General features: G+C 67.1%; 26 protein-coding genes and 1 pseudogene. 15 read left to right on the forward strand and 12 right to left on the reverse strand.

The annotated features are described in order from the left end of the window. The 5 genes from ACILQR_RS07745 to ACILQR_RS07765 form a co-directional block, all read right to left on the reverse strand. Positions 1 to 843 (reverse strand): polyprenyl synthetase family protein (locus tag ACILQR_RS07745; RefSeq protein ID WP_395650880.1); only part of this gene is annotated, 843 nt, incomplete at its 3' end. A gap of 44 nt (positions 844 to 887) precedes the next feature. Further along, the gene (locus tag ACILQR_RS07750) at positions 888 to 1253 is read right to left on the reverse strand and encodes a tRNA-binding protein (protein WP_395650881.1); all 366 of its coding nucleotides are present in this window, start codon (positions 1251 to 1253) and stop codon (positions 888 to 890) included. Beyond that, positions 1253 to 1501, reverse strand: a complete 249-nt coding sequence (locus ACILQR_RS07755) for an exodeoxyribonuclease VII small subunit (RefSeq protein WP_395650882.1) — start codon at positions 1499 to 1501, stop codon at positions 1253 to 1255. The genes ACILQR_RS07750 and ACILQR_RS07755 overlap by 1 nt, the downstream gene beginning before the upstream one ends. A gap of 49 nt (positions 1502 to 1550) precedes the next feature. Continuing rightward, a complete protein-coding gene (locus ACILQR_RS07760) occupies positions 1551 to 2171 on the reverse strand; it encodes a histidine phosphatase family protein (protein WP_395650883.1) in 621 nt (206 codons plus the stop codon). Between the two features lie 41 nt (positions 2172 to 2212). After that, entirely contained in the window at positions 2213 to 3130 is a 918-nt protein-coding gene (locus ACILQR_RS07765) for a histone deacetylase family protein (protein WP_395650884.1), read from the reverse strand. Positions 3131 to 3207: 77 nt separating this feature from the next. Between ACILQR_RS07765 and ACILQR_RS07770 the strand changes: the two genes are divergently transcribed. The 5 genes from ACILQR_RS07770 to ACILQR_RS07790 are packed head-to-tail and all read left to right on the forward strand — an operon-like array spanning position 3208 to position 6109. Next, positions 3208 to 3753 (forward strand): GNAT family N-acetyltransferase, encoded by a 546-nt coding sequence (locus ACILQR_RS07770; RefSeq protein WP_395650885.1) that lies wholly within the window; start codon positions 3208 to 3210, stop codon positions 3751 to 3753. Between the two features lie 14 nt (positions 3754 to 3767). Next, positions 3768 to 4055, forward strand: a complete 288-nt coding sequence (locus ACILQR_RS07775) for a nucleotidyltransferase family protein (RefSeq protein ID WP_395650886.1) — start codon at positions 3768 to 3770, stop codon at positions 4053 to 4055. A gap of 40 nt (positions 4056 to 4095) precedes the next feature. Next, positions 4096 to 4386, forward strand: coding sequence for a DUF86 domain-containing protein (locus ACILQR_RS07780; protein ID WP_395650887.1), 291 nt, complete (start codon positions 4096 to 4098; stop codon positions 4384 to 4386). Further along, a complete protein-coding gene (locus ACILQR_RS07785; protein ID WP_395650888.1) occupies positions 4386 to 5564 on the forward strand; it encodes a VWA domain-containing protein in 1179 nt (392 codons plus the stop codon). Before ACILQR_RS07780 ends, ACILQR_RS07785 begins: the two co-directional genes overlap by 1 nt. 41 nt (positions 5565 to 5605) lie before the next feature. Beyond that, a complete protein-coding gene (locus ACILQR_RS07790) occupies positions 5606 to 6109 on the forward strand; it encodes a hypothetical protein (protein ID WP_395650889.1) in 504 nt (167 codons plus the stop codon). Between the two features lie 61 nt (positions 6110 to 6170). Here the strand turns inward: ACILQR_RS07790 and ACILQR_RS07795 are convergent, their stop codons facing one another. The 4 genes from ACILQR_RS07795 to ACILQR_RS07810 form a co-directional block, all read right to left on the reverse strand. Then, entirely contained in the window at positions 6171 to 6359 is a 189-nt protein-coding gene (locus ACILQR_RS07795) for a CsbD family protein (RefSeq protein WP_395650890.1), read from the reverse strand. Positions 6360 to 6458: 99 nt separating this feature from the next. Next, positions 6459 to 7499, reverse strand: coding sequence for a histidine kinase dimerization/phosphoacceptor domain -containing protein (locus ACILQR_RS07800; RefSeq protein ID WP_395650891.1), 1041 nt, complete (start codon positions 7497 to 7499; stop codon positions 6459 to 6461). Continuing rightward, positions 7496 to 7921 carry a response regulator gene (locus tag ACILQR_RS07805; protein WP_271147088.1) on the reverse strand — a complete coding sequence of 142 codons (426 nt, stop codon included), beginning with the start codon at positions 7919 to 7921 and terminating at the stop codon, positions 7496 to 7498. The genes ACILQR_RS07800 and ACILQR_RS07805 overlap by 4 nt, the downstream gene beginning before the upstream one ends. Further along, positions 7918 to 9501, reverse strand: a complete 1584-nt coding sequence (locus tag ACILQR_RS07810) for an ATP-binding protein (RefSeq protein ID WP_395650892.1) — start codon at positions 9499 to 9501, stop codon at positions 7918 to 7920. The genes ACILQR_RS07805 and ACILQR_RS07810 overlap by 4 nt, the downstream gene beginning before the upstream one ends. A 106-nt stretch (positions 9502 to 9607) precedes the next feature. Between ACILQR_RS07810 and ACILQR_RS07815 the strand changes: the two genes are divergently transcribed. Continuing rightward, positions 9608 to 10336 carry a hypothetical protein gene (locus ACILQR_RS07815; protein WP_395650893.1) on the forward strand — a complete coding sequence of 243 codons (729 nt, stop codon included), beginning with the start codon at positions 9608 to 9610 and terminating at the stop codon, positions 10334 to 10336. A 498-nt stretch (positions 10337 to 10834) separates the two neighbouring features. On the opposite strand, the gene recN is transcribed toward ACILQR_RS07815, so the two are convergent. Together recN and ACILQR_RS07825 are read right to left on the reverse strand one after the other, a co-directional pair. Further along, complete coding sequence (gene recN, locus ACILQR_RS07820) at positions 10835 to 12577, reverse strand: DNA repair protein RecN (RefSeq protein WP_395650894.1); 1743 nt, start codon at positions 12575 to 12577, stop codon at positions 10835 to 10837. A gap of 77 nt (positions 12578 to 12654) precedes the next feature. Further along, positions 12655 to 13536 (reverse strand): outer membrane protein assembly factor BamD, encoded by an 882-nt coding sequence (locus ACILQR_RS07825; RefSeq protein ID WP_395650895.1) that lies wholly within the window; start codon positions 13534 to 13536, stop codon positions 12655 to 12657. 208 nt (positions 13537 to 13744) lie between these two features. Between ACILQR_RS07825 and ACILQR_RS07830 the strand changes: the two genes are divergently transcribed. From ACILQR_RS07830 to ACILQR_RS07870, 9 genes and pseudogenes are all read left to right on the forward strand, one after another. Continuing rightward, positions 13745 to 14677 (forward strand): ribose-phosphate pyrophosphokinase, encoded by a 933-nt coding sequence (locus ACILQR_RS07830; RefSeq protein WP_395650896.1) that lies wholly within the window; start codon positions 13745 to 13747, stop codon positions 14675 to 14677. Positions 14678 to 14775: 98 nt separating this feature from the next. Then, a complete protein-coding gene (locus tag ACILQR_RS07835) occupies positions 14776 to 15816 on the forward strand; it encodes a hypothetical protein (protein WP_395650897.1) in 1041 nt (346 codons plus the stop codon). 134 nt (positions 15817 to 15950) lie between these two features. Then, positions 15951 to 16535, forward strand: a pseudogene (locus ACILQR_RS07840) (50S ribosomal protein L25/general stress protein Ctc); the annotation flags it as partial. Positions 16536 to 16716: 181 nt separating this feature from the next. Then, complete coding sequence (gene pth / locus ACILQR_RS07845; RefSeq protein ID WP_395650898.1) at positions 16717 to 17322, forward strand: aminoacyl-tRNA hydrolase; 606 nt, start codon at positions 16717 to 16719, stop codon at positions 17320 to 17322. Positions 17323 to 17325: 3 nt separating this feature from the next. Further along, complete coding sequence (locus ACILQR_RS07850) at positions 17326 to 17928, forward strand: SOS response-associated peptidase family protein (protein ID WP_395650899.1); 603 nt, start codon at positions 17326 to 17328, stop codon at positions 17926 to 17928. Positions 17929 to 17971: 43 nt separating this feature from the next. Further along, positions 17972 to 18364, forward strand: coding sequence for a DUF2946 family protein (locus ACILQR_RS07855; RefSeq protein ID WP_395650900.1), 393 nt, complete (start codon positions 17972 to 17974; stop codon positions 18362 to 18364). 77 nt (positions 18365 to 18441) lie between these two features. After that, positions 18442 to 20541, forward strand: a complete 2100-nt coding sequence (locus ACILQR_RS07860) for a TonB-dependent receptor family protein (RefSeq protein ID WP_395650901.1) — start codon at positions 18442 to 18444, stop codon at positions 20539 to 20541. Next, positions 20541 to 21905, forward strand: a complete 1365-nt coding sequence (locus tag ACILQR_RS07865) for a PepSY-associated TM helix domain-containing protein (protein WP_395650902.1) — start codon at positions 20541 to 20543, stop codon at positions 21903 to 21905. The genes ACILQR_RS07860 and ACILQR_RS07865 overlap by 1 nt, the downstream gene beginning before the upstream one ends. Positions 21906 to 21925: 20 nt before the next feature. Further along, on the forward strand, positions 21926 to 22387 hold the full coding sequence (locus tag ACILQR_RS07870) for a copper chaperone PCu(A)C (protein WP_395650903.1): 462 nt from the start codon (positions 21926 to 21928) through the stop codon (positions 22385 to 22387). A 12-nt stretch (positions 22388 to 22399) separates the two neighbouring features. On the opposite strand, the gene ACILQR_RS07875 is transcribed toward ACILQR_RS07870, so the two are convergent. Then, positions 22400 to 23734, reverse strand: a complete 1335-nt coding sequence (locus ACILQR_RS07875; RefSeq protein ID WP_395650904.1) for a hemolysin family protein — start codon at positions 23732 to 23734, stop codon at positions 22400 to 22402. Between the last annotated feature and the right edge of the window lie 196 nt (positions 23735 to 23930).

Consider the following 23930-nt stretch of genomic DNA (forward strand, 5'->3'; position numbering starts at 1 on the left):
GGCTTTCAGGTTTTCGGCGTCGAGGCCGAACACATCGAGGTGGCCACGGGCCTGATCGGCCAGATGCGCGACGCGATGTCGCGCCTGATCGACGCCCAGCAGGGTGACGAAATTGGTCTTGCCCTGGGCCGCGTCCTTGCCGCCCGCCGCCTTGCCCAGGATGTCCTCGTCGCCCTCGACGTCCAGCAGGTCGTCGACGATCTGATAGGCGAGGCCGATGTCGTGGGCGAAATTGGTCAGGGCCTGGACGTGAGCGTCGCGGGCCTGGGCGATGATGAGCGGGATCTCGAAGGCATAGGTGAACAGGGCCCCGGTCTTGAGCCGCTGCATCCGGGCCACCCCGCCCAGATCGTCGCGCACGCCCAGCAGGTCGATCATCTGGCCGCCGGCCATGCCGCGCGCACCTGACGCCAGAGACAGCCGCGCCGCAAGCTCGCAGCGGATCTCCGCGTCCTCATGGGTGTCGGGATGCAGGATGATGTCGAAGGCGGCGGTCTGGAGCGCGTCGCCGGCCAGGATGGCGGTCGCCTCGTCATAGGCGATGTGCAGGGTCGGCCGGCCACGCCGCATGTCGTCATTGTCCATGGCCGGAAGGTCGTCGTGGACGAGAGAATAGGCGTGGACGCATTCCAGGGCGCAGGCGGCGCGCAGCACGGGGCGCTCCTCGATGTCGAACAGCCGCGCGGCCTCCATCGCGAAATAGGGCCTCAGCCGCTTGCCGGGGCCGAGCGCCGCATAGCGCATGGCCTCGGTCAGGCGCGATTCGGGGCCGTCGGCGCGGGGCAGCAGCTGATCGAGCGCCACGGTGACGAGGTCGGCGACCTCGGCGACGCGGTCGATCACCGACTGTTCGGGCGAGTTGGCGGCATGGGGTTTGGTGGACTGGGTCAGAACAGCCTCCCACCGATGACGGCATCACGATCGACCCCGGCCAGCACGACCTCGCCGTCCGCGTCGGGGAAGCCCAGGGTCAGGACCTCCGACATGAAGGGGCCGATCTGGCGCGGGGCGAAGTTGACGACGGCGGCGACCTTGCGGCCCGTCAGCTGTTCGATCGTGTAGTGGCGGGTGATCTGGGCCGAGGAGCGTTTGACGCCGATCGGATCGCCGAAATCGATGGTCAGCTTGTAGGCGGGCTTGCGCGCCTCCGGGAAGGTCTCGGCCTTGAGGACCTGGCCGATGCGGATGTCGACCTTCATGAAGTCGTCGAAGGCGATGCGATCCGCCGCCGGCGATGAGGCGAGCGCGGCCATCAGCCGAACTCGGCGGGCTGGACGCCTTTGGCCTGGCCGTCGGTGCCGACGACGATCTTCTCGACCCGCAGCTGGGCCGCCTTCAGCCGGTCCTCGCACAGGGATTTCAGGCGGGCACCCTCTTCGTACAGGGTGATCGATTCCTCCAGCGGGGCCTGGCCGGATTCGAGGCGCGAGACGATGCCTTCCAGACGCGCGAGCGCGTCCTCGAAGCTGAGATCGGCGGGGGTGGAGGTGGCGTCGGTCATCGGCGTGACCCTAGAGGGGCCCTGCGCTCGCTTCAACGGCGTAAACGCCTCAGCGCTTCTCGTAACGACGCTGGGACCAGTAGCGGAAGCCCTGGTTCATCACCAGGCTCCAGCCGTCGGCCTTCAGGCGGCGGCCGACCATGTGGTTGAAATAGCCGTGGGCGAGGACCAGCACGTCCTGGCCGGCCTCGGCGCGTGCGATCAGGGCCTGGGCGGCGGCTTCGGCGCGAGCCTCGGCCTGAACGCGGGTTTCCTGGCCGTCGTGGTGATCGAAGGCATGCCACCAGAAGCGGGCCACCGCGCCCCAGTATTTGGGCGGCAGCTTGAACCAGGCCGGGAAGTGCGGCGGCGGCAGGGGGGCCTCGATGAACAGGGCGTCGAAAACGACCTCACGTCCGGCGGCGATGGCGAGGGCGGTTTCCTGGGCGCGCGGACGGGTCGAGGCGACGATGGCGCCGGCTCCTGCGGCCGTGGCCAGCAGTTCGGGCGGAGGAACCTGCCCGGCGAGCAGGCCGCCGACCTCATAGCGGGCCCACCAGTCGCGGTATTGGTCCGAGGTCAGCAGGCATTTGCGCGACAGGGCCGGTTCGCCATGACGCGCCAGGATGATTGCGCCATGCGACGCGGGGGCGGCAGGCGACAGGTCGTGAGAGGCGGCGGGCAGGGTCATGGCGCGAGGCGTTATGGCGACAGTGATGTCGTCTGTGGTCCTCAATCCTCCCCCAACGCGGTGACATGCGCGACCGCGGAACGGCCGAGCCCTTCAAGGTCGTAACCGCCCTCGAGGGAGGACACAACCTTGCCGCCGCACCTTTGGCGCGCGACCTCGAGGACGGCGCGGGTCGCCCAGGCGAAGTCCTCGGCCTCCAGCGACTGATGCGCCAGGGGATCGCGGCGGTGGGCGTCGAACCCGGCCGAGATCAGGATCAGGTCGGGCTGGAAGGCGTCCAGCGCCGGCATCAGCGTTCCCGCAAAGGCTCCGCGCCAGTGTTCGCGTGCCGCGTGGGGGGCGACGGGGGCGTTGATGATGTTGCCCACTCCGGTCTCCGACGCGGCACCGGTGCCGGGATACAACGGCGACTGGTGGATGGAGGCGAAGAACAGGCTGTCATCGGCCTCGACCGCGGCCTGGGTGCCGTTTCCGTGGTGGACGTCGAAATCGACGACGGCGACGCGGGCCATGCCCAGCGACTGCGCCACGCGGGCGGCTATGGCGACGTTGGAGAACAGGCAGAAGCCCATCGACTGGTCCGGCTCGGCATGGTGGCCGGGCGGGCGGACGGCGGCGAAGGCGCGGGCGGTCTGGCCCTCTGCGACCGCGCGGACGGCGTCGATCACGGCCCCGGCGGCAAGGCGGGCGGCGCGTACGCTGCCGGGCGACAGGATGGTGTCGGCGTCAAGCTGGGCAAAGCCGTGATCCGGCGAGGCGGCCAGAAGCCGGGCGACGTGGTCGGCGGGATGGACGCGCTCCAGATCAGCGACGCTGGCCTCGCTCGCGGCGCGGCGGTCGCGGTCGAGACCCGCCGACGCCAGGGCGTCCAGCAAAGCCTGCAGCCGTTCCGGTCGCTCGGGATGGCCGAGCCCCGGCCGGTGGTCGAGCATGTCGGGATGGGTGAACAGGGTCGTCATGGCATAAGCACGATAGGGGCATCGACAGGGATTGTCGCGGATGACGACGTGCGGCCTTTGGGTGTAATCGCCCGGCCATGACCTCGAACACCGACACCGTCCTGATCCGCGCCGCCCGACCTGAGGACGCCGAAGCCCTCGGCGCTCTGGGCCGCCAGACCTTCATCGATACCTTCGTCGCGGCGGAGGGTTTCGCCATCCCCTACCCCGCCGACGACCTGGCCGCCTTCCTGGACGCCAGCTTCAGCCCCGAGGCCACGGCCAGGAAGCTGGCCGAACCCGGCGCCGCCTGGTGGGTCGCCGACCGCGACGGGGCGTTGCTGGCCTTTGCCAACGCCGGGCCCAACACCCTGCCCCATCCCGAGGCGTCGCCCGCCAACATGGAACTGCGCCGGCTGTATGTCGGCAAGTCTGCGCAGGGGCTGGGCCTGGGCACCAGGCTGCTGACGGCGTCGCTGGACTGGATGGAGGCCAATACGGACGGCCCGCTTTGGATCGGGGTCTGGAGCGGCAACGCCAAGGCGCTGAAGCTGTATGCCGCCCATGGATTCGAGAAGGCCGGGGAGTACCAATATCCCGTCGGGGCCTGGATGGACGACGAGTTCATCCTGCGGCGGGGATAGGCTATGCTGCGGCCATGACCCGCGACGAACTGCTGACACGCTTGCGCGAACTGAAGCCCTGGCTCGAAGAGCAGGGCATCGTCAACGTGCGCCTGTTCGGTAGCTACGCGCGTGACGAGGCCGGGCCGGACAGCGACGTGGATCTGTTGGTGGACCTATCCAGGCCCATCGGATGGCACTTCTTCAGCGTGAAGAAAGAAGTCGCATCACGCCTGGGGCACAAGGTCGACATGTGCCCGGACGACGGGCTCAACAATCCTCACATCCGGCGGACTGCGATGCGAGACGCCATTGCCATCTGACCGACCCGATCCGATTCTGATCTCGGAGTTGCGGGAGTCCGTGACATGGATCATCACCTATGTGGTCGGCCATTCGGCTGAAAGCTTTCGATCCGATATGCTGACACGCGACGCGGTCTGCATGCGGTTGATCGTCATCGGAGAAGCCGCAAACCGATTGACCGACGACGCAAAGGCGAAGCTTCCCACTCTCAACTGGGATGGCATGGCGGGCCTGCGCCATATGCTCGCCCATGACTATGGCGCAGCCAGTCCCTCGCTGTTGTGGAGCATCGCAATGGTCAATGTGCCGGAGTTGGCCGAGGCGTTATCCAGGATAGAGGAAGACTGATGCTCCTCCCCTTCTTCACCGCCCTGCGTCAGGCGAAGGTGCCTGTGTCGACCAAGGAGTGGCTCCACCTGATGGAGGCCATGGACAAGGATGTGGCCGGGGGGCGGGTCGAGGACTTCTATCATCTGTCGCGGGCCGTCCTGGTCAAGGACGAGAAACACTACGACCGGTTCGACCAGGTGTTCGGCACCGTGTTCAAGGGGGTCGAGAGCGTCGGGATCGGCGACGACCTGACCACCGCCATCCCCGAAGACTGGCTGAAACTGCTCACCGACAAGTTCCTGACCGACGAGGAGAAGGCCGAGATCGAGGCCATGGGCGGTTTCGAAAAGCTGATGGAGACGCTGAAACAGCGTCTGGAGGAGCAGAAGGAACGCCACGAGGGCGGGTCCAAATGGATCGGCACCGGCGGCACCTCGCCCTTTGGCCACGGCGGCTACAATCCCGAGGGCGTTCGCATCGGCGGGCCGGGCAAGCACGGTCGGGCGGTCAAGGTCTGGGAGAAGCGCGAGTACCGGAACCTGGACGACACGGTCGAACTGGGCACCCGCAACATCAAGGTGGCCCTGCGTCGTCTGCGCCGGTTCGCGCGCACGGGGGCGGCCGAAGAACTGGACATGGACGGCACGATCGACGGCACGGCGCGTCAGGGCTGGCTCGACATCCACATGCGACCCGAGCGGCGCAACACGATCAAGGTTCTGCTGTTCCTCGACGTCGGCGGGTCGATGGATGGCCATATCAAGCTCTGCGAGGAGCTGTTTTCCGCCGCGAAGACCGAGTTCAAGAACCTGGAATTCTATTACTTCCACAACTGCCTGTACGAAGGCGTGTGGAAGGATAACCGGCGGCGTCACGCCGAGAAGATTCCGACCTGGGACCTGCTGAACCGCTACAACGGCGACTGGCGCGCGATCTTCGTCGGGGACGCGACGATGAGCCCTTACGAGGTCACCATGCCCGGCGGGTCGGTCGAGCACTGGAACGAGGAGGCCGGCGCGGTCTGGCTGAGGCGCGCGCGCCTGCAGTGGGACAGGTCGGTCTGGCTGAACCCGGTCGCCGAGCGGTACTGGAGCTATACCGCCTCGGTGAAGTTGATCGGCGAGGTCATGGACGAGCGGATGTTCCCCCTGACGCTGGACGGGCTGGACCGGGCGATGCGGACCCTGACACGGTAACGGCTTGATGGCATAGTGACGCGGTCGTTCGGGAGTTCGCCATGCTCATCGCCGCCCTCGCCGCCCTGCTGCTGCAACAATCGGCAGGAACCATCGCCTGGGACACGCCGGTCACACCCGACCCCGAGGCACCGGCGCAGGCGGCACAGCCTGTATCCACCGTGCCCGACTGGGCGAAAGCCGATCCCTATGGCTGGGAGCGGTCGCAGTGCAGTCCGATGATCCGCAAGGACGTCTCGATGGAGGCCTGTCAGGTGCGGGTGCGGACCGATCTGGCGGCCGCGCTGGGCGAACGCCTGCCCGGCGGCCTGGCCCCCGACGGAATCGAAGGCTGCCGGCAGGTGTCGGATGGCAAGGGCGGCTATGAAACCAGTTGCGCGCTCGTTCAACGGACTCTGGCGGCCACCGCAGCACCCGTCGCGGAGATCTGCGAGGAACGGCCGACGCGGACCGCGAGCGGCGTCGTGGCCTTCGGCCGGGAATGCCGACCGGCGACGGGGGCGACGACGACAGAGGGCCTGTCGTTCCGGCTCGGCGGCGACTGAGGCCGGATACGACAACGCCGCCCCCGGTCGGGAGCGGCGTCGCATGCGCTAATGAGGCGGTCTAGTTGCGCTTGTCGGCGTCGCGGAGGGTGTCCTTGACGCCGCCGACGGCGTTCTGGGTCTTGCCCTCGACCTGATCCATCCTGCCTTCTGCCTTCAGCTTCTCGTCGCCGGTCAGCTTGCCGACGCCTTCCTTGATCTGGCCACCGATGTTCTTGGCGGCGCCTTCGATACGGTCATGATCGGGCATGAATATCTCCTGGTTCACGGTGTCGCCGGAGTGGCGGCGTCTCGTGCAGGATCAACGGGTTAGGCTTGGGATCGTTCCTCCGGCAGAGCTTGTGCCGCCCTAGAGATCGAAGGCCAGGCGGGCGCGGACGCCCCGGTGTTCCGGATCGATCTCGACGACCGAGCGCAGGCCCGACGCCATGGCCCCGATAATCTTGCCGCCCAGGCCGGTGCCCTTGGGCTTGCCGTCGCCCATGCCGGGGCCGTCGTCCTCGACGGTCAGCAGGGCCCTGCCCTCGCCGCCCGACTTCAGGATGACGCGGATCTCGCCGCCCTGACCGGGGCCATAGGCGTATTTCACGGCGTTGGTGACCAGTTCGGTGACGACGACGCCCAGAGACACCGCCTGATCGGTCGAGACCCGCATGGGCTCGGCCTCCAGCGAAAGGGTCGGCGAGCCCTCGTCGGGGCCGACAGACTTGGAGAGCTCGTCGATCAGTCCGGCCAGATATTCGTCCATGGCCACGGTCGACATGTCACCCGAGGTGTAGAGACGGCGATGGACATGGGCCACGGCCTCGATCCGCGCCTGGGCCTCCTTGACCGCACTGCGGGCGCCCTCGTCGGCGAGGTGGCGAAGTTGCAGCGACATGAAGGTCGAGACCAGTTGCAGCGAGTTGCCGACGCGGTGGTTGACCTCGCGCAGCATGGCCTCGGCACGGTCGCGCGCCAGCCGGACCTCTTCCTGGGCCTCGTCATTCTCGCGTTGCAGGCGGCGACGGAACAGGGCGTCCTCGAGCGCGGACCGCAACAGGGAGGTGAAATCCTCCGACACGTCCTTGATCACATAGTCGGCGGCACCGGCGCGCAGGGCAGCGACCGCGATCCGGCCTTCCTGGGCTCCCGTCACATAGACGACGGGCGGGGGCTCGGGCATGGCCAGGATGTCAGGCAGCACATCCAGGCCGTCGCGGCCCGGCATGTAGTGGTCCAGGGCGCAGACGTCGAAATCGCCCTGCTCCAGTTTTTCCAGGCCCGCGTCGCCGTCGGGGGCACAGGTCACCTCATAGCCGTGACGGCCGAGCTCCTTCTGGACCAGACGGGACAGGCCGGCGTCGTCATCGATGTAGAGCAGCCTGACAGCCGGTTTGGTATCCGTCATTCGATCTCGGGCGCCTGCATGACAGACAGGAACAGGCCCAGCTGTCGGATCGCCCCCGCGAAACTCTCATAGTCGACCGGCTTGGTGATGTAGACGTTGCAACCCAGGTCGTAGCAGCGCTGGATCTCGGTCTTGTCGTCGGTGGTGGTCAGGACGACGACCGGCGCGCGACGCAGGCGTTCGTCCTTCTTGACCTCGGCCAGGATGTCGGTGCCCTGCATGTCGGGCAGGTTCAGATCCAGCAGGATCAGCATCGGTCCGTTCAGCCGGACCTCTTCCGAAAACAGATAGTCGAGCGCGGCCTGGCCGTGGTCGAAATGCATGATTTCGTTGTTGATGTTGGCGCGCCGGATGTTCTTTTCGATCAGCTTGGCATGGCCGTGGTCGTCCTCGACCATCACGATCTTGACGGGGGCAGTCACAGGGCGTCTCCGGAATCCACTAGGATCAGGCGTTTGGGGAATTTCAGGCGGAAAGTCGAGCCCTCGCCCAGAACCGACTCGACGTCGATCGAGCCGCCCAGCCTGCGAACACTGTTGCGCACGAAGGCCAGTCCCAGACCCTCGCCCGGCCGGTCCTGGCGGCCCGCGCGGCGGAACAGTTCGAAGATGCGTTCGTGATCCCTGTCCGATATGCCGCGCCCGTTGTCGGATACCGTGTACTCGACCCAGCCGCCGGGGCGATCCTGTCCCGACACCACGATCCGGCCGGGACGCTTCGGATCCAGATACTTGACGGCGTTGTCGATCAGATTGCCGACGATCTGTTCGACCGACAGCCGGTCGCTCTCGAGGGTCGGCATGGGCTCGACGATCACTTCCGCGTCGGCGGCCTCGGTCTGGTGACGGACGGCGTCGGCGGCCTTCTGGGCCATGGCGGCCATGTCGATGGTCTCCGGGACCAGGTTGCGACGGCCCTCGCGCGACAGTTTCAGGATGGCGTTGATCAGCCGGTCCATCTTCTCGGTCGAGGCGCGGATGAAGCCCACGGCCTCGGGGATGTCGTCGCGTACCGCCGTCAGGGCGTCGCGTTCGACCAGGTCCGGGGCCAGGGTCTCGACCTTGGTCATCTGGGCGTCGATGGTCTTGCCGGCCTGCTCAAGCTCGGCCGTGTAGCCCATGACGTTGACCAGGGGCGAACGCAGGTCGTGGCTGACGATATAGGCGAACCGCTGGACCTCTTCGTTGGCCCGGATCAGGGCCCCGGTGCGTTCACGAACCTTGGCTTCGAGCCCCGCGTTCACCGCATCGACCGCGGCCCGTGCGGAGGCCATGTCCTGGAGATAGCGCCGGACCAGCAGGAAGATGATGCCGCCCAGGGTCAGGATCAGAAGGCCGGCGATGGCATTGACGATGATGGTGGTCAGGGCCGCCTGTCGCGAACGTTCGCGGCGATCCTGCAGCGTGGCGTTCACCCAGTCATCGACCCGCGTCACCTCGGCCTGCAGTTCGTCCATCAGACGCTTGCCGTCGCCCGTACGAACGCGACTGACGGCCTGGCCGATCTGACCCTGGCTGGCCATGGCCAAGGTGGCGGACATCTCGGCGAACTTGTCGGCGCTGAGGCGGGTAAGGGCCTCCGCCGAAGCGACGCCGACCGGGTCGCCTACCGTCCTTTCCCGAAAGGCGTCGAGCAGTTCCGGATTGGCAAGACGCGCCTCTTCATAGGCGGCGGCAAAGCCGGACTGGCCGGTCAGCAGGAAGCCGCGCTGTGCCGTCTCTGCCCCCTCGACGTTCAGGATCAGGTCTCGGGCCGAACGGCGGACCTGCCAGGTCGTATCAACCTCCGCGTTCAGGCCGGCGGTCCGCTGGATCATCAGGAAGGTGCTGGCGTTCACGACGAGCAAAAGCAGCAGGGCACCCGTCAGGAGCGCCACGACTGATCGGGCGAGCGACGGCGTGCGCAGGAAACGGATCAGGCTCGACACCCCTGCCGGTGTCGTCGTCTTCGCAGGCGAGGACGGCCCCTCGGAGGAGAAGTCGCTGGCGGTGTCTGGGGTCATGGCCCAAGGTTAGCCGGGCTGCGCGTCCTGTCCAGCGTCGTGCGGCCGAAACGTCGGCCAAGCGTTTGATTGTGCAAGCTAAGCCGTAAGCGAAGGGAGGCCCGCGATGTTGATTTCATACTGGTGGATCGCCCCGGCCCTGATCGCCTTCATCGCGGCGCTGTTCGTGCTGAACGGCCTGATCTCGCTTTTCCGGGGACATTGGGTCACAGGGCCGCTGAAAATGATCGGCGGCGGGGCGGTGCTCGCGGCGGCGGGAGCGGCGGTGCTGCTGGCCCAGAACATCCAGACCTATGCCCGGCTGACCCACGAACGGCCTGTGGCGACCATCCAGCTGCGACAGCTGGCCCCGCAGTATTTCGAGGTGACGGTGATCCAGCCGCCCCTGGCCGATGGCGGCGCGGCGCGCACGGCGATGTATCCGGTCAACGGCGACGACTGGCGGATCGAGGCCCAGGTGCTGAAGTGGAAGCCGTGGGCCAACGTCCTGGGTCTGGACACCCAGTACCGGCTGGATCGGCTGTCGGGCCGCTATCAGAACATCGAACAGGAACGCACCGGCGCCCGCAGCGTCCACGCCCTGTCAGGCGGCGATCCGCAGAACGGACGGATCCTGGACGTCGTCATCCCCTGGAACGTCAGCGTCTGGGACGCCGCGCGCCGCTATCGCAAATACGTCGACGCGGTCGACACCCTGTACGGCGGGGCAACCTACATGCCGATGGCCGACGGTGCCCGCTACGAGGTCTGGATCACCCAGTCGGGCCTGATCGCGAGACCGGCGAACGACGCGGCGCGGAATGCGTCGGCGGGGGGATGGGTCAGCGTTCAGTAGACGATGTCCTCAGTCGAATGGATGTCAACGGCTCTGCCCGAGAACACCGCTGGAAAGAAACAATGGCCGGTCGCAGACAGCTCCGCTGGCTTCGACAGGCGGATTTGACAGATCGTAGGTTAGAAGCAGAAAATCGGCTTCATCCTTCGTTACAGCCACGAACGCCGTACATTTGTCGCCCCCGCCGCGACAGGTCGCGTGAACGACCGGATAATCGCGAGGGCTTGCCCCGTGATACATGCAGACCCTGATGCTCTCGCCAACATCATGAGCGAGCGTAGCGACCGGGAGCAAGATCATGTCGGCGGGCGCAGACGCCAATGGCCGAACTGGATCCGGTGCCTCGGTTGTGGCCGCCGTCAGCGTCAGCAAGCCCGCGCCCACTATCACGGTCGCCGCCCATCTCAAGACCGCCATCTGCAATTCCCGACTCGCAAGGTTCCGACCGAACGACGGTAGCATTCGACTCCATCGGCACAACCCCGACTGGAACTTTCCCTAGCCGATCAGCACGCTGGCCGCCGCACGCGCCTCGTCGGTGATCACCGCGCCGGACAGCATCCGCGCGATCTCTTCACGGCGACGATCGTCGTCGAGCGGAACGACCGTCGTCGTAGTCATTCCGTCGGCGTCCGACTTCATGACCTTCCAGTGGGTGTGGCCGCGAGCGGCCACCTGGGGGCTGTGGGTCACGACCAGGACCTGGGCCCCGGACGACAGGCGTTCCAGGCGTTGGCCGACGGCTTCCGCGACGGCGCCGCCGACGCCCTGATCGACCTCGTCGAAGATCATGACCGGCTGGCGCTGGTCCTTGCGTCCCGCCAGCGCCGCCTTCATGGCCAGGGCGAAGCGGGCCAGTTCGCCGCCCGAGGCGATGGCGTCCAGCGGGCCGAAGCCGTCGCCGGCATTCGTCGCGATCTGGAAGCGCACGGTCTCGACACCCAGCGGCCCGCGCCGGTCCTCGCCGACCGGCTCGAAGGCGACGCGGAATCGGGCGCGGTCCAGCTTCAGCGGCGTCAGTTCGGCCATGACGGCGCGGGTCAGGCGGTCACCCGCCGCTTCGCGCGCCGAGGTCAGGAAGGTCGCAGCCAGATCATAGGCTTCGCGCGCGGCTGTCGTCTCGCGCTGAGCGGCGGTCAGGGCCTCTGCCCCGTCCTCGATCAGGCGAAGCTGCTCGCGCAAAGAGATGCGCAGGGCCGGCAAGGCATGGACGGTGGTGTTCAGCTTGCGCGCGGCGGCGCGCAACGCGAACAGCCGCTCTTCGGCCTTGTCCAGACGACCGGGCTCGAAATCGAAGGCATTGGCGGCGGCGTCCACCTCGGCGATGGCCTCAAGGGCCTCGACGATGGTGCGGTCTATGGCCTCGGCGGCGGTGGACAGGCGGGCCAGGACGACGTGTTCGGTGCCGGTCGGAGCGGCGGGGTCCGTCACCGGCTCGGCCTCTGAAGACCCCAGGGCCTGGGCGGCGCGCTGGCGGGCGTGTTCGACGGCGCGCAAGGCCGCCGACAGCTTCTGAATCAGCTTGTCGCCGCCCAGCTGGGTCCGGGCGTCGGCCAGATCGGCCATGGCCTTTTCGGCCGCCCCCAGGATGGCGCGCTCTCCGGCCAGTTCGGTCTCCTCGTCCTCGCGCGGGTCCAGCGCATCGAGGTCGGCCAGATTCAGGGCGATCTCCTCGGAGCGAGCCGCAGCATCGGCGGCGGCGGCGCGCAGGGCGGCCAGACGGGTCTCGGCCGCCTTCAATCGGTCCGCGGCCTGCGCCACGGCCGACAGTTGAGGCGCGGTGCCGCCATAGGCGTCCAGCAGCCCGCGATGGGTCTTCCAGTCCAGCAGGCCGACGGTTTCATGCTGGCCATGGACCTCGACCAGCCGGGCCCCGATCTCGCGCAAGGCCGCGACCCCGGCGGTCTGGTCGTTGACATAGGCCCGGCTGCGGCCGTCGGCCGACAGGACGCGCCTCAGGATCAGGTCCTCGCCCGGCGACACGTCGAACCCGCGCTCGGCGATCAGGGCGATCAGGTCGGCGTCATCCGGCGCGGTGAAGACGGCCGTGGCCACGGCCTGTTTGGCACCGGCCCGCACAAGGCCCGCATCCCCTCGCCCGCCCAGCGCCAGGCCCAGCGCGTCGAGGATGATCGACTTGCCCGCCCCGGTCTCGCCGGTCAGCACGGTCAGGCCGTCCTCGACCTCCAGGTCGAGCGCATCGACCAGCACCACGTCGCGGATGGAAAGGGCAGTCAGCATGGGTGGGTGCGATTCGACATCAAGGTCAGTCTATAGGCGACCCTGAACCAATCGGGAACGGCGGACCGGCCTCAACCTCAGCCCGGGATGATCCGCCTCAGCCAGCTCTCGCGTTGCCCGGTCGGGGCGGCCTCGGGCTGCTGGCCGTTCTCGCTCAGCAGGGCATAGGCTTCGGCGTACCAGGGGCTGCCCGGATAGTTGAAGCCCAGGACGGCGGCGTTGCGGGTCGCCTCCTCCTTCAGGCCCAGGCCCAGATACACTTCGACCAGCCGGTACAGGGCCTCGGGCGTATGCGAGGTGCGCTGGAAGGCGTCGCTGTCGATCACCGACTTGTAACGCCCGATGGCGGCCAGCGGCTGGTTGGCGCGCTGATAGTAGCGGCCGATGTTCATTTCCTTGCCGGCCAGCTGGTCGTTGACCATGTCGATCTTGACCGAGGCGTCCGTGGCATAGGCCGAGCCCGGATAGCGCCGCGCCACATCCCGCAAGCCTTCCAGCGCCGCCACCGCGAACGCCTGGTCCCGGCCCACGTCCACGATGCGCTCGAAATTGCAGGTCGCCCGCATGTAGTAGGCGTAGGCGGCCGACGGACTACCCGGGAACAGCTGGATGAACCGGTCGGCGGCGGCGACCGATTCCACATAGTTGCCGTTCTGGTAGTAGGCGTAGATCTGCATCAGGATCGCGCGACGCGACCATTCCGAGTAGGGATGCTGACGCTCGACTTCCTGGAAATAATCGACGGCGTCGGCCCAGCGACGGCTCTGCAGCCGGTCATAGCCGGTGTTGTAGAGCAGCTCGACCGGCCGCTCTTCATAGGCCAGGCGCGGACGCGGGCGCGCGCCACAGGCGGCGATGGACGCGGCGGCGACGATGACCGCCGTGGCGACGGCGATCCGACGCAAGGTCGTGCGCGAGGACAGGACGGACACCGGAGCAGCAGGCAAGGCGGACCTCATGGCGACAGGGACGCCGCGCATGGTCGCCGCCCCGAAGAATCCGCGACCTCTACACCAGCGGTCGGGTCCAAGCCAATGCGATCGAAGGGCACGCCGATCGGCGAATCCTCGAAGGTGTGGCTTGCCCCCGGCCGTTGCGCTGGTAAAGAGCGCGAGAACTGAACAGTCGTCATTGGCGGTCCGATGACGGCGAAAGGATGACCGGTCGATGAAGCTGCTATCCGGCAACTCAAACCGGTTGTTGTCCCAGGCCATCGCCGATCACCTCGACATGCCGCTGACCAAGGCCCAGGTGAAGCGGTTCGCCGACAACGAGGTCTTCGTCGTCATCGAGGAAAACGTCCGCGGCGAGGACGTCTTCGTGATCCAGTCGACCTCCTATCCGGCCAACGACAACCTGATGGAGCTGTTGATCTGCATCGACGCCCTGGTGCGGGCCTCGGCCAGGCGGATCACGGCGGTCATGCCGTATTTCGGCTATGCGCGTCAGGACCGGAAGACCGGCGGGCGCACCCCGATCTCGGCCAAGCTGGTGGCAAACATGATCACCCGCGCCGGCGCCGACCGGGTCCTGACCATGGATCTGCACGCCGGCCAGATCCAGGGCTTCTTCGACATCCCGACCGACAACCTGGTCGCCACGCCGGTGCTGGCCCAGGACATCAAGGAAAACTACCAGCGCGGCAATCTGATGATCGTGTCGCCGGACGTCGGCGGGGTGGTGCGCGCGCGCTCCCTGGCCGAGCGGCTGAACGTCGACCTCGCCATCGTCGACAAGCGCCGCCCCAAGGCGGGCGAGAGCGAGGTCATGAACATCATCGGCGACGTGTCGGGCCGCGAATGCATCCTGTTCGACGACATCGTCGATTCCGGCGGCACCCTGGTCAATGCGGCCAAGGCCCTGATGGATGCGGGGGCGACCAGTGTGTCGGCCTATATCAGCCACGGCGTCCTGTCGGGACCGGCGGTCCAGCGGGTCACCGACGGGCCGCTGAAGGAACTGGTCATCACCGATTCGATCGATCGGCCGCACGAAGTCCTGAACTGCCCCAAGATCCGCACCGTGCCCGTAGCACCCCTGATCGGCGAAGCCATCCGCCGAATCGCCAATGAGGAGTCCGTCTCCAAGTTGTTTGATTAACAGTGCGATAACCCTGCTTGCGGCCTTATAAGGGTCGAAACGGCGGCGCAGTGTCGACGCCGACCTTGTACAATCGCGTCTCCGTGGGAAGTTCGACCATGACCCTGGCCTTCATGCGCCGTAGCCTCGCCGTGGCCGCCATCGCGGCCGCCGCCGTCCTGGCCAGCTGCACCACCGGCCCCTCCCAGGCCGAACTCGAAGCGCAACGGATGGCCGAGGCCCAGGCCGCCGCCGCAGCGGCCGCCGCCGCAGTGCGCGTGGCCCCGCCGATTTCGATGAACTCGGGCGTCGCCGAATCGGCCGCCATCTATGTCAGCTTCCTGCGCGACGTCGGCACCATCCGGGGCGGTTTCCCGGACGCCGAATCGATCCAGGCCGCGATGCGCAAGGGTGCCGCCTACGATCCCATCCAGCTGTCGCAGGGCATGATCGCCTATGCCTCGATCGTGGCGCTGCAGTCGCCCGAGTTCGTCGCCGGTGTGCGCCAGTACGGCGTCGATCCGGTTCAACGCCGCCAGGTGATCGAGAACATCGTCTACAACCCCGCCTATGCCGCCACCCTGCCGGGTGCGGAGGCCGGTGCCGGACTGATCATCGCCACCCTGGGCCGCGACATTTCCGACATGGTCACGATCGCCGACGCCGTCGAACAGGACGCCTATACCATTCAGGCCCGGGGGGATTCCCGCCGCAGCTGGGCCGTCGCCCCGCTGCCGAACCGTGCAGAACGCCTGGAAGCGATCAAGCAGATCTCGGGACGGCGCATGATGCCCCCGGCCGAGGACACGGCCCGCCTGTACGCTGCGGCCAACAGCGGGTCCGGCCTGAGCGTGCCGGGCGGGACGTCGCGGCCGCCCTATACACCGGTGATCGCCAATGCCCTGGCCATGGCCGCCCTGGCCGCACTGGGGGCCGCAGGCGACGAGGCCCGGCCGAACACACAGGCTCTGATGCAGGAGAGCGGCAGCGAGTTCTGTCTGTCGATGTCCAAGCTGAACCTGTTCCAGTGCCTAGCCGCCTCGCGCCCCAGCTATGAGGACATGTTCTGCGTCGGCCGTCACATCGTGCGCGACCTGGGTACCTGCACCTTCGGCGCGACCCGCGTGCCGGTGATCAGCGTCTCCGCACCGTCGAGCTGACGTCGATCGTCGTCAGGCGGTTGCGTGTGGGCCGTCTTGCGTGTAATGACCCGCGCTCTTGAATTCGAGGGTTGATGACCCCGCCGCGCGAGCCATCAGTTGGCGCAGGCGTTTTTGTTGTTGAGGCGAGCCAGATGGCCGAGATCATTCTGAACGTGGACGTCCGCGAAAACACCGGCACCGGCGGCGCGCGCGCAGCCCGCCGCTCGGGCGCGGTTCCGGGCATCCTGTACGGCGGCGGCAAGGCCCCCGTCGCCATCTCGGTCAACGAGAAGGATTTCCGCAAGAACCTGTATACCGGCAAGCTGCTGGGCCACCTGATCACGCTCAAGTACGGCGAAGAGACCCAGCCCGTCATCGCCAAGGACGTGCAGTTCGACCCCGTCTCGGACCGTCCCCTGCACTTCGACCTGATGCGCGTCGATGAGCATCAGACCATCAAGATCGAAGTGCCCGTCCACTTCATCAACGAAGACAAGTGCGGTGCCTTCCGTCAGGGCGGTTCGCTCGAAATCGTGCGTCACTCGGTCGAGATCTCGGTCGCCGCCGACCACATCCCTGAAGACCTGGTCGTCGACCTGGCCGGCCACAAGCTGGGCGACACCATCCGCTTCTCGGACATCAAGCTGCCCGAAGGCGTGAGCCCCACCATCACCGACCGCGACTTCGTGATCGCCTCGATCAAGACCTCGTCGGCCGCCATCTCGGCAGCCCATGACGAAGAGACGATCGCCGAAGAGAACGCCATCGCCGCCGCCGAAGCCGGTGCGGACGAAGTTCCTGCCTCGGAACAGTCCGACGAAGGCGACAAGTCGGAAGGCTGATCGCCCCACGAGTATCGATTTCGGGACGGCCCATTCCTTTGCGGGAATGGGCCGTTTCCATATCCGGACCTGACGCATGATCATCATCGCCGGCCTGGGCAATCCGGGCGCCAAATATCAGAACAACCGGCACAACATCGGCTTCATGGCGATCGACGAGATCGCGCGTCGGTGGCGGTTCGGGACCGAGCGGGCCAAGTTCCAGTCCGTGATCGCCGAGGGCGAGGTCGAGGGCGCCAAGGTGCTGCTGATGAAGCCCCAGACCTTCATGAACCAGAGCGGCAATGCGGTCGGCGAGGCCGCGCGGTTCTACAAGATTCCGGTCAGGGACATCATCGTCTTCCACGACGAGATCGACCTGGCCCCCGGCCGGTTCCGCATGAAGACCGGCGGCGGGGCGGCGGGCCAGAACGGGGTGCGGTCACTGATCAGCCACCTGGGCGCCGACTTCCGACGCGCCCGCATGGGGATCGGCCATCCGGGCGAGGCGAACCTGGTCATGCCGCACGTGCTGGGCGACTTCCACAAGGCCGAGCAGCCGTGGCTGGAGGCCCTGCTGCGGGCCTGTGCCGACGCCCTGCCCTTTGCCATCGCGGGCGAGGACGAACGTTATCAGGGCGAGGTGCTGCGCCTGGCCCCGGCCCCCAAATTCAGTCCGAGGCAACAGGCACGGGGCGAATAGGCCGTGTGCGCGTCGTTTCAGGCCAGGGCCAATGTGACCCAGCTGGTGCGCATCTTCGAGGCGGCGGGCGCACCGATCGAATTCTCGGACGGCCTGCCCAACATTGCGCCGCGGGACGAGGTTCGACCTACGGATGGGACCGTTGCCGTCCGCGCGATCAATGACACCGCCACCGTCCTGTCTGAGATGTGGTTCGGCTTCCCGCCGCCCGCGCCGAAGCGTCCGCCGATCATCAATTTCCGCTCCGAAGGCCGGGAGTTCGAGAACCGTGCCTCGGGCGGCCGCTGCATCGTGCCGGTGACCGGCTTCTATGAGTTCACGGGCGACAAATATCCCAAGACGCGCTGGCTGTTGTCGGGCGCGAACCAGGAGGTGCTCGGGCTCGCCGCCGTCTGGAGATCAGGGCCGGACGGCACCGCCTTCTCCCTGTTGACCGCAGAGCCGGGGCCGGATGTCGCCCCCTATCACGACCGCGGCGTACTGCCGCTCGGTCCCGCCGACTGGGCTGACTGGCTGTTCGCGCGCCGACCTGCGGCGGAAATGCTTGCGCCACCCCCGGCGGGGACGCTCAAGGTCGAGGCGGCGCCACGGCCGTCCAAGGCATAATGCCGCGCTTCCCAAACCCGCGCCGCCCCGCTATGGCCCCCGCGTGACCCGCTCCCAGGCCGACAACTGGTCGATCATGCGCTCGCTGGCCTTCCTGGCCGCGACGTTCGCAATCACGTTCGCCAGCCTGATGCCTTTCGCGGCCCTGGCGGCAGCGGTCCCGGGCCAGCCCATCGTCTTCTGCTCGGCGGAGGGCGTACACACCATTGCCGTGGGCATGGACGGCGAGCACGGTGGGTCCAAGGGACTGGCCGGGGTCAAATGCGCCGCCTGCCTGCTGGTCGCCCCCGCAGCCCTGCCCGACGTCCCCGTCGTGGCTCCCCTGTCGGCGGGAATCACCCGCCCGGCCCAGGTCTTCGTGGCCATCAACGATCGGCCCCGCCCGCCCGCGCGTGCGCCGCCGCGTCCCCCCTCGACCGCTCCTCCTCAGGCCTGAACAGCCCCGACTGACGCATCCCGGCGCAGCGCGAACCCGCGCGCGCCTGCTCATCCCTGTTCAGGACCAGAAACTCCATGTCTCTCAAGACCACCGCAGCGCCACGCGCGCTGTTCATGACGCTGGGTGCCGCCGCGCTCGGCATGACCGCCCTGCCCACCGCCGCCGCCGCCGCCGCCCAGACAGTCGTTCAGGGCCCCTCCACCCAGCTGGACGAGATCATCGTCACCGGAGCCCGCAACCCCGAAGATCCGCCCGTGGTCGCCGACGCTCGTCGCCGCCTGTCGCGCACACCGGGTGCCGTCGCCGTGGTTTCGGCTGAAAGCCTTCAGGATCGGTACGCACCCAACATCGCCGACGCCCTGCGCGACGTGTCCGGCGTCTATGCGCAGAAGAAGTGGGGCGGAGATGTACGCATCTCGATCCGCGGGTCCGGCATCGGCAACGCCAACCACCTGCGCGGCCTGTTCGTGTCGCAGGACGGCATTCCGTTCAACGAAGCCGACGGATATGGCGACGTCCAGATGGTCGATCCCCTGCTCGCCCGCTACACCGAGGTCTACAAGGGCGGCAATGCCCTGCGCTTCGGCGGGTCCCTGCTGGGCGGGGCGGTCAACCTGGTCACGCCGAACGGTGCCAGCATCGGCCACACGGCCAGCGTTCGTGCCGACTACGGCTCCTGGCAGACCGCACGGGTTCACGCCGAGGTCGGCGGTGTTCGCGGCGACTGGGACGGCTATCTGGGCGTCACCGGCGCGACCGCCGAGGGCTGGCGCCAGAATTCGGACGGCCAGCAGCAATACATCACGGCCAACCTCGGCAAGAGCTTCGGCGAGGACCGCGAGGTCCGGCTGATCGTCCAGGGGGCCTACATCCACCAGCAGATTCCGGGCTCCCTGACCCTGGCCCAGGCGCTGAGCACCCCGGTGATGCCCGCCGCGGCCAACGTCGCCAACGACTATCAGCGCGACTACGCCTCGGCCCGCACCACCCTGTCGACCCAATGGCGGCTGTCGCCCGGATTGCTGTTCGAGGGCGCGATCTACGGGACCTGGAAGGATCTGCACCATCCGATCTTCCAGGTCATCGACCAGCAGAGCCGCAACTACGGTGCCTTTGGTCGGCTGGACTGGGAGGGCCGGCTGTTCGGCCTTCGCGCCGACGCCTTCGGCGGGGCCTGGTACCGGGTCGGTGACCTGGACGCCCAGCAGTTCGTCAATGTGCGCGGTTCCAGCGGCACCCGCACCGCCAAGGCCCGCCAGAACGCCGAGGCACTGGATGTGTTCGGCGAGGGCCGCCTGTTCGTCACCGACAGCGTCGCCCTGGTCGCCGGCGGGGCTCTTGGCCGGGCTGAAAGGGACTATCAGAGCTTCGCCCTGCCCGGCGTCGCCTCGACCTTCAACCTGACCACGGGCAAGGACTATGAGTGGTTCGCGCCACGCGTCGGTCTGCTGTGGGAAGGCACCTCGGGGGCCCAGGCCTATGCCAACGTCACCCGCTCGATCGAGCCGCCCAACTTCGGCTCCCTGTCCCCCACCGTCGGCGGCTTCGCGGCGATCGAAGCTCAGGAGGCCTGGACGTACGAGGCGGGCGTTCGGGGTCGCAACACGCAGTTCTCGTGGGACGTCGCGGTCTATCGCGCCGAGCTGGACAACGAACTGCTGACCTTCATCGTCAATCCCGCCCTTGGCATCCCGGCGGCAACCTTCAACGCCGGGCCCACCGTGCATCAGGGGATCGAGGCCGGGCTCGACTGGCGGTTCGCACCCGGATGGAGGCTGCGCCAGACCTATGCCTATTCGGACTTCTTCTTCGAGGGCGACAAGGCCTACGGCAACAACGACCTGCCGCTGGTCCCGCCGCATCTGTACCGGGCCGAGTTGCGCTATGACCACCCCTCCGGCTGGTTCGTCGCTCCGTCGGTCGAATCGACCCCCTCCGACAGCTGGGTCGACTACCAGAACACGCTGAAGGCCCCCGGCTATACCATCCTGAACCTCGGCTTCGGCTGGACGGTCAGCGAGAAGACCCGCCTGTTCGTCGATGCACGCAACCTGACCGACGAGCGCTATGTCTCCAACTTCGGGGCGGTGACGGATGCCCGCGTCGCCTCCACCGCCGTCTTCTGGCCGGGCGAAGGCGTCTCGGCCTTCATCGGTCTGCGGATCGACTACTGATGTCCGGCAACGATACCTCGGGAGCGGCTTCGGCCGCTCCCCTTTCGGGTGCCTATCGCGCGGTCTGGCGCTGGCATTTCTACGCCGGACTGCTGGTCCTGCCCTTCCTGATGCTGATGGCCCTGACGGGGGGCCTTTATCTGTTCAAGACCGAGATCGACGGCCTGGCCTACCGGTCCCTGTCCCATGTCGAGGCGCGGCCTCAGACCACCTCGCCCGACCGCTGGGTCGCCGCCGCTGAGGCCGTGACCGGTGGCAAGGTCGCCAATGTCCTGGTCCCGGTGCGAGCCGACGAGGCGGCCCGATTGACGGTCAGGCTGCCGGACGGGAGCAAGCGCACGGCCTTCGTCGATCCGCACGATGCCCGGCTGATCGGCGTGACGCCGTTCGGTGGCGTGATGGAGACGGTGAAACGGCTGCACAGCCTGGTCCTGGTGGGATCCTGGGCCAACTATGTCGTCGAGATCGTGGCCGGCTGGGCCATCATCCTGGTCGCCACCGGCATCTTCATGTGGTGGCCACGCGGGCGGCAAGTCGGGGTGGTGACCCTCAGGGCGACCGATCCGAAACGTCGCCCGTTCTGGCGCGACCTGCACGCCGTGACCGGCCTGTACGCCGGAGCGGTGATTGCTTTCCTCGCGGTGACCGGAATGCCCTGGTCGGCCTTCTGGGGCGATCAGTACATGGCCTATGTCAAGGAACACGGCCTCGGTCGGCCAAAGCCTCCCGCCGGAGCCTTCGCCCATGCCGAGCACCAGGACGCACCCGTGGGCGTCGGCTGGACCATGGAGGGGATGGTGATGCACGGCGATCATCTGATGCCCGCTCCTGTCCCGGCCAGGCTGTCGAGCGTGATCGACGCAGCAGACAGCAGAGAATTGGCGCGACCCTATACCATCTCCATCCCGACCGACCCGACCGTCGCCTGGACCGCCGCGCGCGTCGTGGATCGGGTCGAGGACACCCGAATCCTCTATATCCAGCCGGGAACGGGCACGGTTCAGGCCGACGTCGCCTACGGTCAGTTCGGCGTGGGGGCGAAAGCCTTCGAGTGGGGCATCGCCGTTCACGAAGGCCGCCAGTATGGCTGGATCAATCGCTATGTGATGCTCGGCGGCTGTATCGCCATCTGGCTTCTGGCGATCAGCGGCATCTTCATGTGGTGGAAGCGCCGGCCGCCCCGGTTGGCCAAGGGCCAACTGGGCGCGCCCGAGGCCCCCGCCGACCCCCGGACCCGCGCGGCGGTGCTCGGCATCGTGCTGCCCCTCGGCATTCTCTTTCCATTGACGGGATTGAGCCTGGTCGTGGCCCTGCTCGCCGACGTCACCGTGCGTCGTCTCCGATCCGCATCCGTGCGTCCCTGAAGACATCAAGGAATACTGACATGAACCGTCTGCTCATCCCCGTCGCTCTTTTCTCGCTCGCCGCCTGTGTGCCGCCCCCCGAGACGCCGTCCAGTGTGGCTGTCGCCGACATCCTGTGTCGACCGACGCTCAAGGGTCGTACTGTCACCGGTTGCTACATGACCCTGACCGCAGAGCGTGACGACCGGCTGGTCTCGGTCAACTCGCCGGTGGCCGGTACCGCCCAGATCCATGAGGTGAAGGTCGAAGACGGCATGATGAAGATGGCCGAACTGAAGGACGGCCTGTCCCTTCCCGAAGGCCAAGCCGTGTCGCTGGCACCGGGTGGCAACCACATCATGCTGATGGCCCTGACCCAGCCTCTGGTGCCCGGCGATCAGGTGTCCCTGACCCTCAATTTCGAGCACGCCCAGCAGATCGGCGTGCGCGCGATCGTCAGCCAACCCGGGATGGCCGCCAAGGGTTCCGACACACCGGGATAGATGAACCGAGCCTCACCCCTCGTAGTGTTCGGCGACGGCCTTCTTCTCGTCCTCGGGATCGACGACCTGTTTGAAGATCAGCTTGTCGATCCGGCGATCGTCCATGTCGACCACCTCGACCTCGAACCGGCCCAGCTGCAGGATCTCGCCCTCGTCGGGCACGCGTGACAGGTGGTGCAGGACCAGACCGGCAACGGTGTGGAACCCTTCGGTCTCGCCGAAATCCTCGCCCAGGACATCGGACAGTTCGTCCAGATCGGTCTGGCCATCCACCAGCCAACTGCCGTCTTCGCGCTCGCGCACGCTGACGTCAGCGTCGTCGTGGCCTTCGTCGAAGTCGCCGGCGATCATTTCCAGCAGGTCGGTGGCAGTCACCACGCCCTCGAAGGCCCCGAACTCGTCGACCAGAAACGCCATGTGGACCTTGGAAGCCTTCAGAATTTCCAGCGCCTTGAGCACCGAGGTCGATTGCGGAATGAAGGCCGGGGTCTGGACGTGTTTCTCGATATTGAACTCGCCGTTGTCGAGCAGGCTATCCAGCAGGTCCTTCTTGTGGACCACGCCCAGCGGGTTATCCACGTCGTTCTCGCGGGCCACCACGATCCGCGAATAGGGGCAGGTGCGGACCTCTTCGCGCAAGACGGCTTCCGAATCGTCCAGCGCCACCCAGAAGACCTCGTGGCGCGGCGTCATGGCCACACGGATCGGTCGGTCGCCCAGACGCAGGATTTCCTCGATCATCGTCTGTTCTTCGGGTTCGATCAGACCCGACGCCGTACCCTCGGCGATCATGGTCTCGACCTCTTCCTGGGTGACGTCTGAGCCGTCGCGGTCCTTGACGCCCATGATCTTGAGAATGCCCGAGGTGGAAGCCGTCAGCAGGCTGACGAACGGGTGCAGCACGATGGCCAGGGTCGAGATCGGCGCCGCCATCTTTGCCGCGATCGATTCGGGAAAGATCAGCGCCAGCCGCTTGGGCACCAGCTCGCCGACGATCAGCGACACATAGGTGATGCAGATGACCACCAGGGCCGTCGAGAAGATCTGGGTGTAGTCGGCCAGGGCGGGAAAGGAGACCGTCAGGATCTTGTCCAGCTCGCCTGCGATCGTCGCCTGACCATAGGCACCCGCCAGAATGCCGATCAGGGTGATGCCGACCTGGACCGCCGAGAGGAAATGCGTCGGGTCTTCGGACAGTTTCAGTGCAGCCCGGGCCCCCCGGTCACCGCGCTCGGCACGGCTCTGAAGCTTGGACTTGCGCGAGGAAACGACCGCCAACTCGGTCATGGCGAACAGGCCGTTGAGCACCACGAGGAGCAGAACGACGACGATGGCGATCAGTAACATCTAGGGGGGTTTGGAACCGGCGCGGCGCGACAGTCGGCGTCCGCTGTTCGCTTCTAGCCGAAAAGGCGGACTTTCGCCACGGATTCCTTGAGCGGCGAGGCGATCAGCCGCCGGAGCGACCGGCGTCCACGCCCCCGTAGGCACCGGAGCGGCCGTTGTCGCCGCTGTCGAGGGCCGCGCAGGCCGACATTCCGAT

The organism is Brevundimonas sp., from assembly GCF_044239655.1.
Lineage (GTDB): Bacteria > Pseudomonadota > Alphaproteobacteria > Caulobacterales > Caulobacteraceae > Brevundimonas.

Excerpts from the sequence above, each read along its gene's own strand:
- ACILQR_RS07835 (WP_395650897.1), top strand. The coding sequence starts at position 14,776 with ATGACCCTGGCCTTCATGCGCCGTAGCCTCGCCGTGGCCGCCATCGCG.
- ACILQR_RS07830 (WP_395650896.1), top strand. The coding sequence starts at position 13,745 with ATGAAGCTGCTATCCGGCAACTCAAACCGGTTGTTGTCCCAGGCCATC.
- ACILQR_RS07755 (WP_395650882.1), bottom strand. The coding sequence starts at position 1,501 with ATGACCGACGCCACCTCCACCCCCGCCGATCTCAGCTTCGAGGACGCG.
- ACILQR_RS07765 (WP_395650884.1), bottom strand. The coding sequence starts at position 3,130 with ATGACGACCCTGTTCACCCATCCCGACATGCTCGACCACCGGCCGGGG.
- ACILQR_RS07750 (WP_395650881.1), bottom strand. The coding sequence starts at position 1,253 with ATGGCCGCGCTCGCCTCATCGCCGGCGGCGGATCGCATCGCCTTCGAC.
- recN (WP_395650894.1), bottom strand. The coding sequence starts at position 12,577 with ATGCTGACTGCCCTTTCCATCCGCGACGTGGTGCTGGTCGATGCGCTC.
- ACILQR_RS07860 (WP_395650901.1), top strand. The coding sequence starts at position 18,442 with ATGTCTCTCAAGACCACCGCAGCGCCACGCGCGCTGTTCATGACGCTG.
- ACILQR_RS07865 (WP_395650902.1), top strand. The coding sequence starts at position 20,541 with ATGTCCGGCAACGATACCTCGGGAGCGGCTTCGGCCGCTCCCCTTTCG.
- ACILQR_RS07875 (WP_395650904.1), bottom strand. The coding sequence starts at position 23,734 with ATGTTACTGATCGCCATCGTCGTCGTTCTGCTCCTCGTGGTGCTCAAC.
- ACILQR_RS07810 (WP_395650892.1), bottom strand. The coding sequence starts at position 9,501 with ATGACCCCAGACACCGCCAGCGACTTCTCCTCCGAGGGGCCGTCCTCG.
- ACILQR_RS07790 (WP_395650889.1), top strand. The coding sequence starts at position 5,606 with ATGCTCATCGCCGCCCTCGCCGCCCTGCTGCTGCAACAATCGGCAGGA.
- ACILQR_RS07760 (WP_395650883.1), bottom strand. The coding sequence starts at position 2,171 with ATGACCCTGCCCGCCGCCTCTCACGACCTGTCGCCTGCCGCCCCCGCG.
- ACILQR_RS07785 (WP_395650888.1), top strand. The coding sequence starts at position 4,386 with ATGCTCCTCCCCTTCTTCACCGCCCTGCGTCAGGCGAAGGTGCCTGTG.
- ACILQR_RS07775 (WP_395650886.1), top strand. The coding sequence starts at position 3,768 with ATGACCCGCGACGAACTGCTGACACGCTTGCGCGAACTGAAGCCCTGG.
- ACILQR_RS07795 (WP_395650890.1), bottom strand. The coding sequence starts at position 6,359 with ATGCCCGATCATGACCGTATCGAAGGCGCCGCCAAGAACATCGGTGGC.
- ACILQR_RS07800 (WP_395650891.1), bottom strand. The coding sequence starts at position 7,499 with ATGACGGATACCAAACCGGCTGTCAGGCTGCTCTACATCGATGACGAC.
- ACILQR_RS07870 (WP_395650903.1), top strand. The coding sequence starts at position 21,926 with ATGAACCGTCTGCTCATCCCCGTCGCTCTTTTCTCGCTCGCCGCCTGT.
- pth (WP_395650898.1), top strand. The coding sequence starts at position 16,717 with ATGATCATCATCGCCGGCCTGGGCAATCCGGGCGCCAAATATCAGAAC.
- ACILQR_RS07770 (WP_395650885.1), top strand. The coding sequence starts at position 3,208 with ATGACCTCGAACACCGACACCGTCCTGATCCGCGCCGCCCGACCTGAG.
- ACILQR_RS07815 (WP_395650893.1), top strand. The coding sequence starts at position 9,608 with ATGTTGATTTCATACTGGTGGATCGCCCCGGCCCTGATCGCCTTCATC.
- ACILQR_RS07825 (WP_395650895.1), bottom strand. The coding sequence starts at position 13,536 with ATGAGGTCCGCCTTGCCTGCTGCTCCGGTGTCCGTCCTGTCCTCGCGC.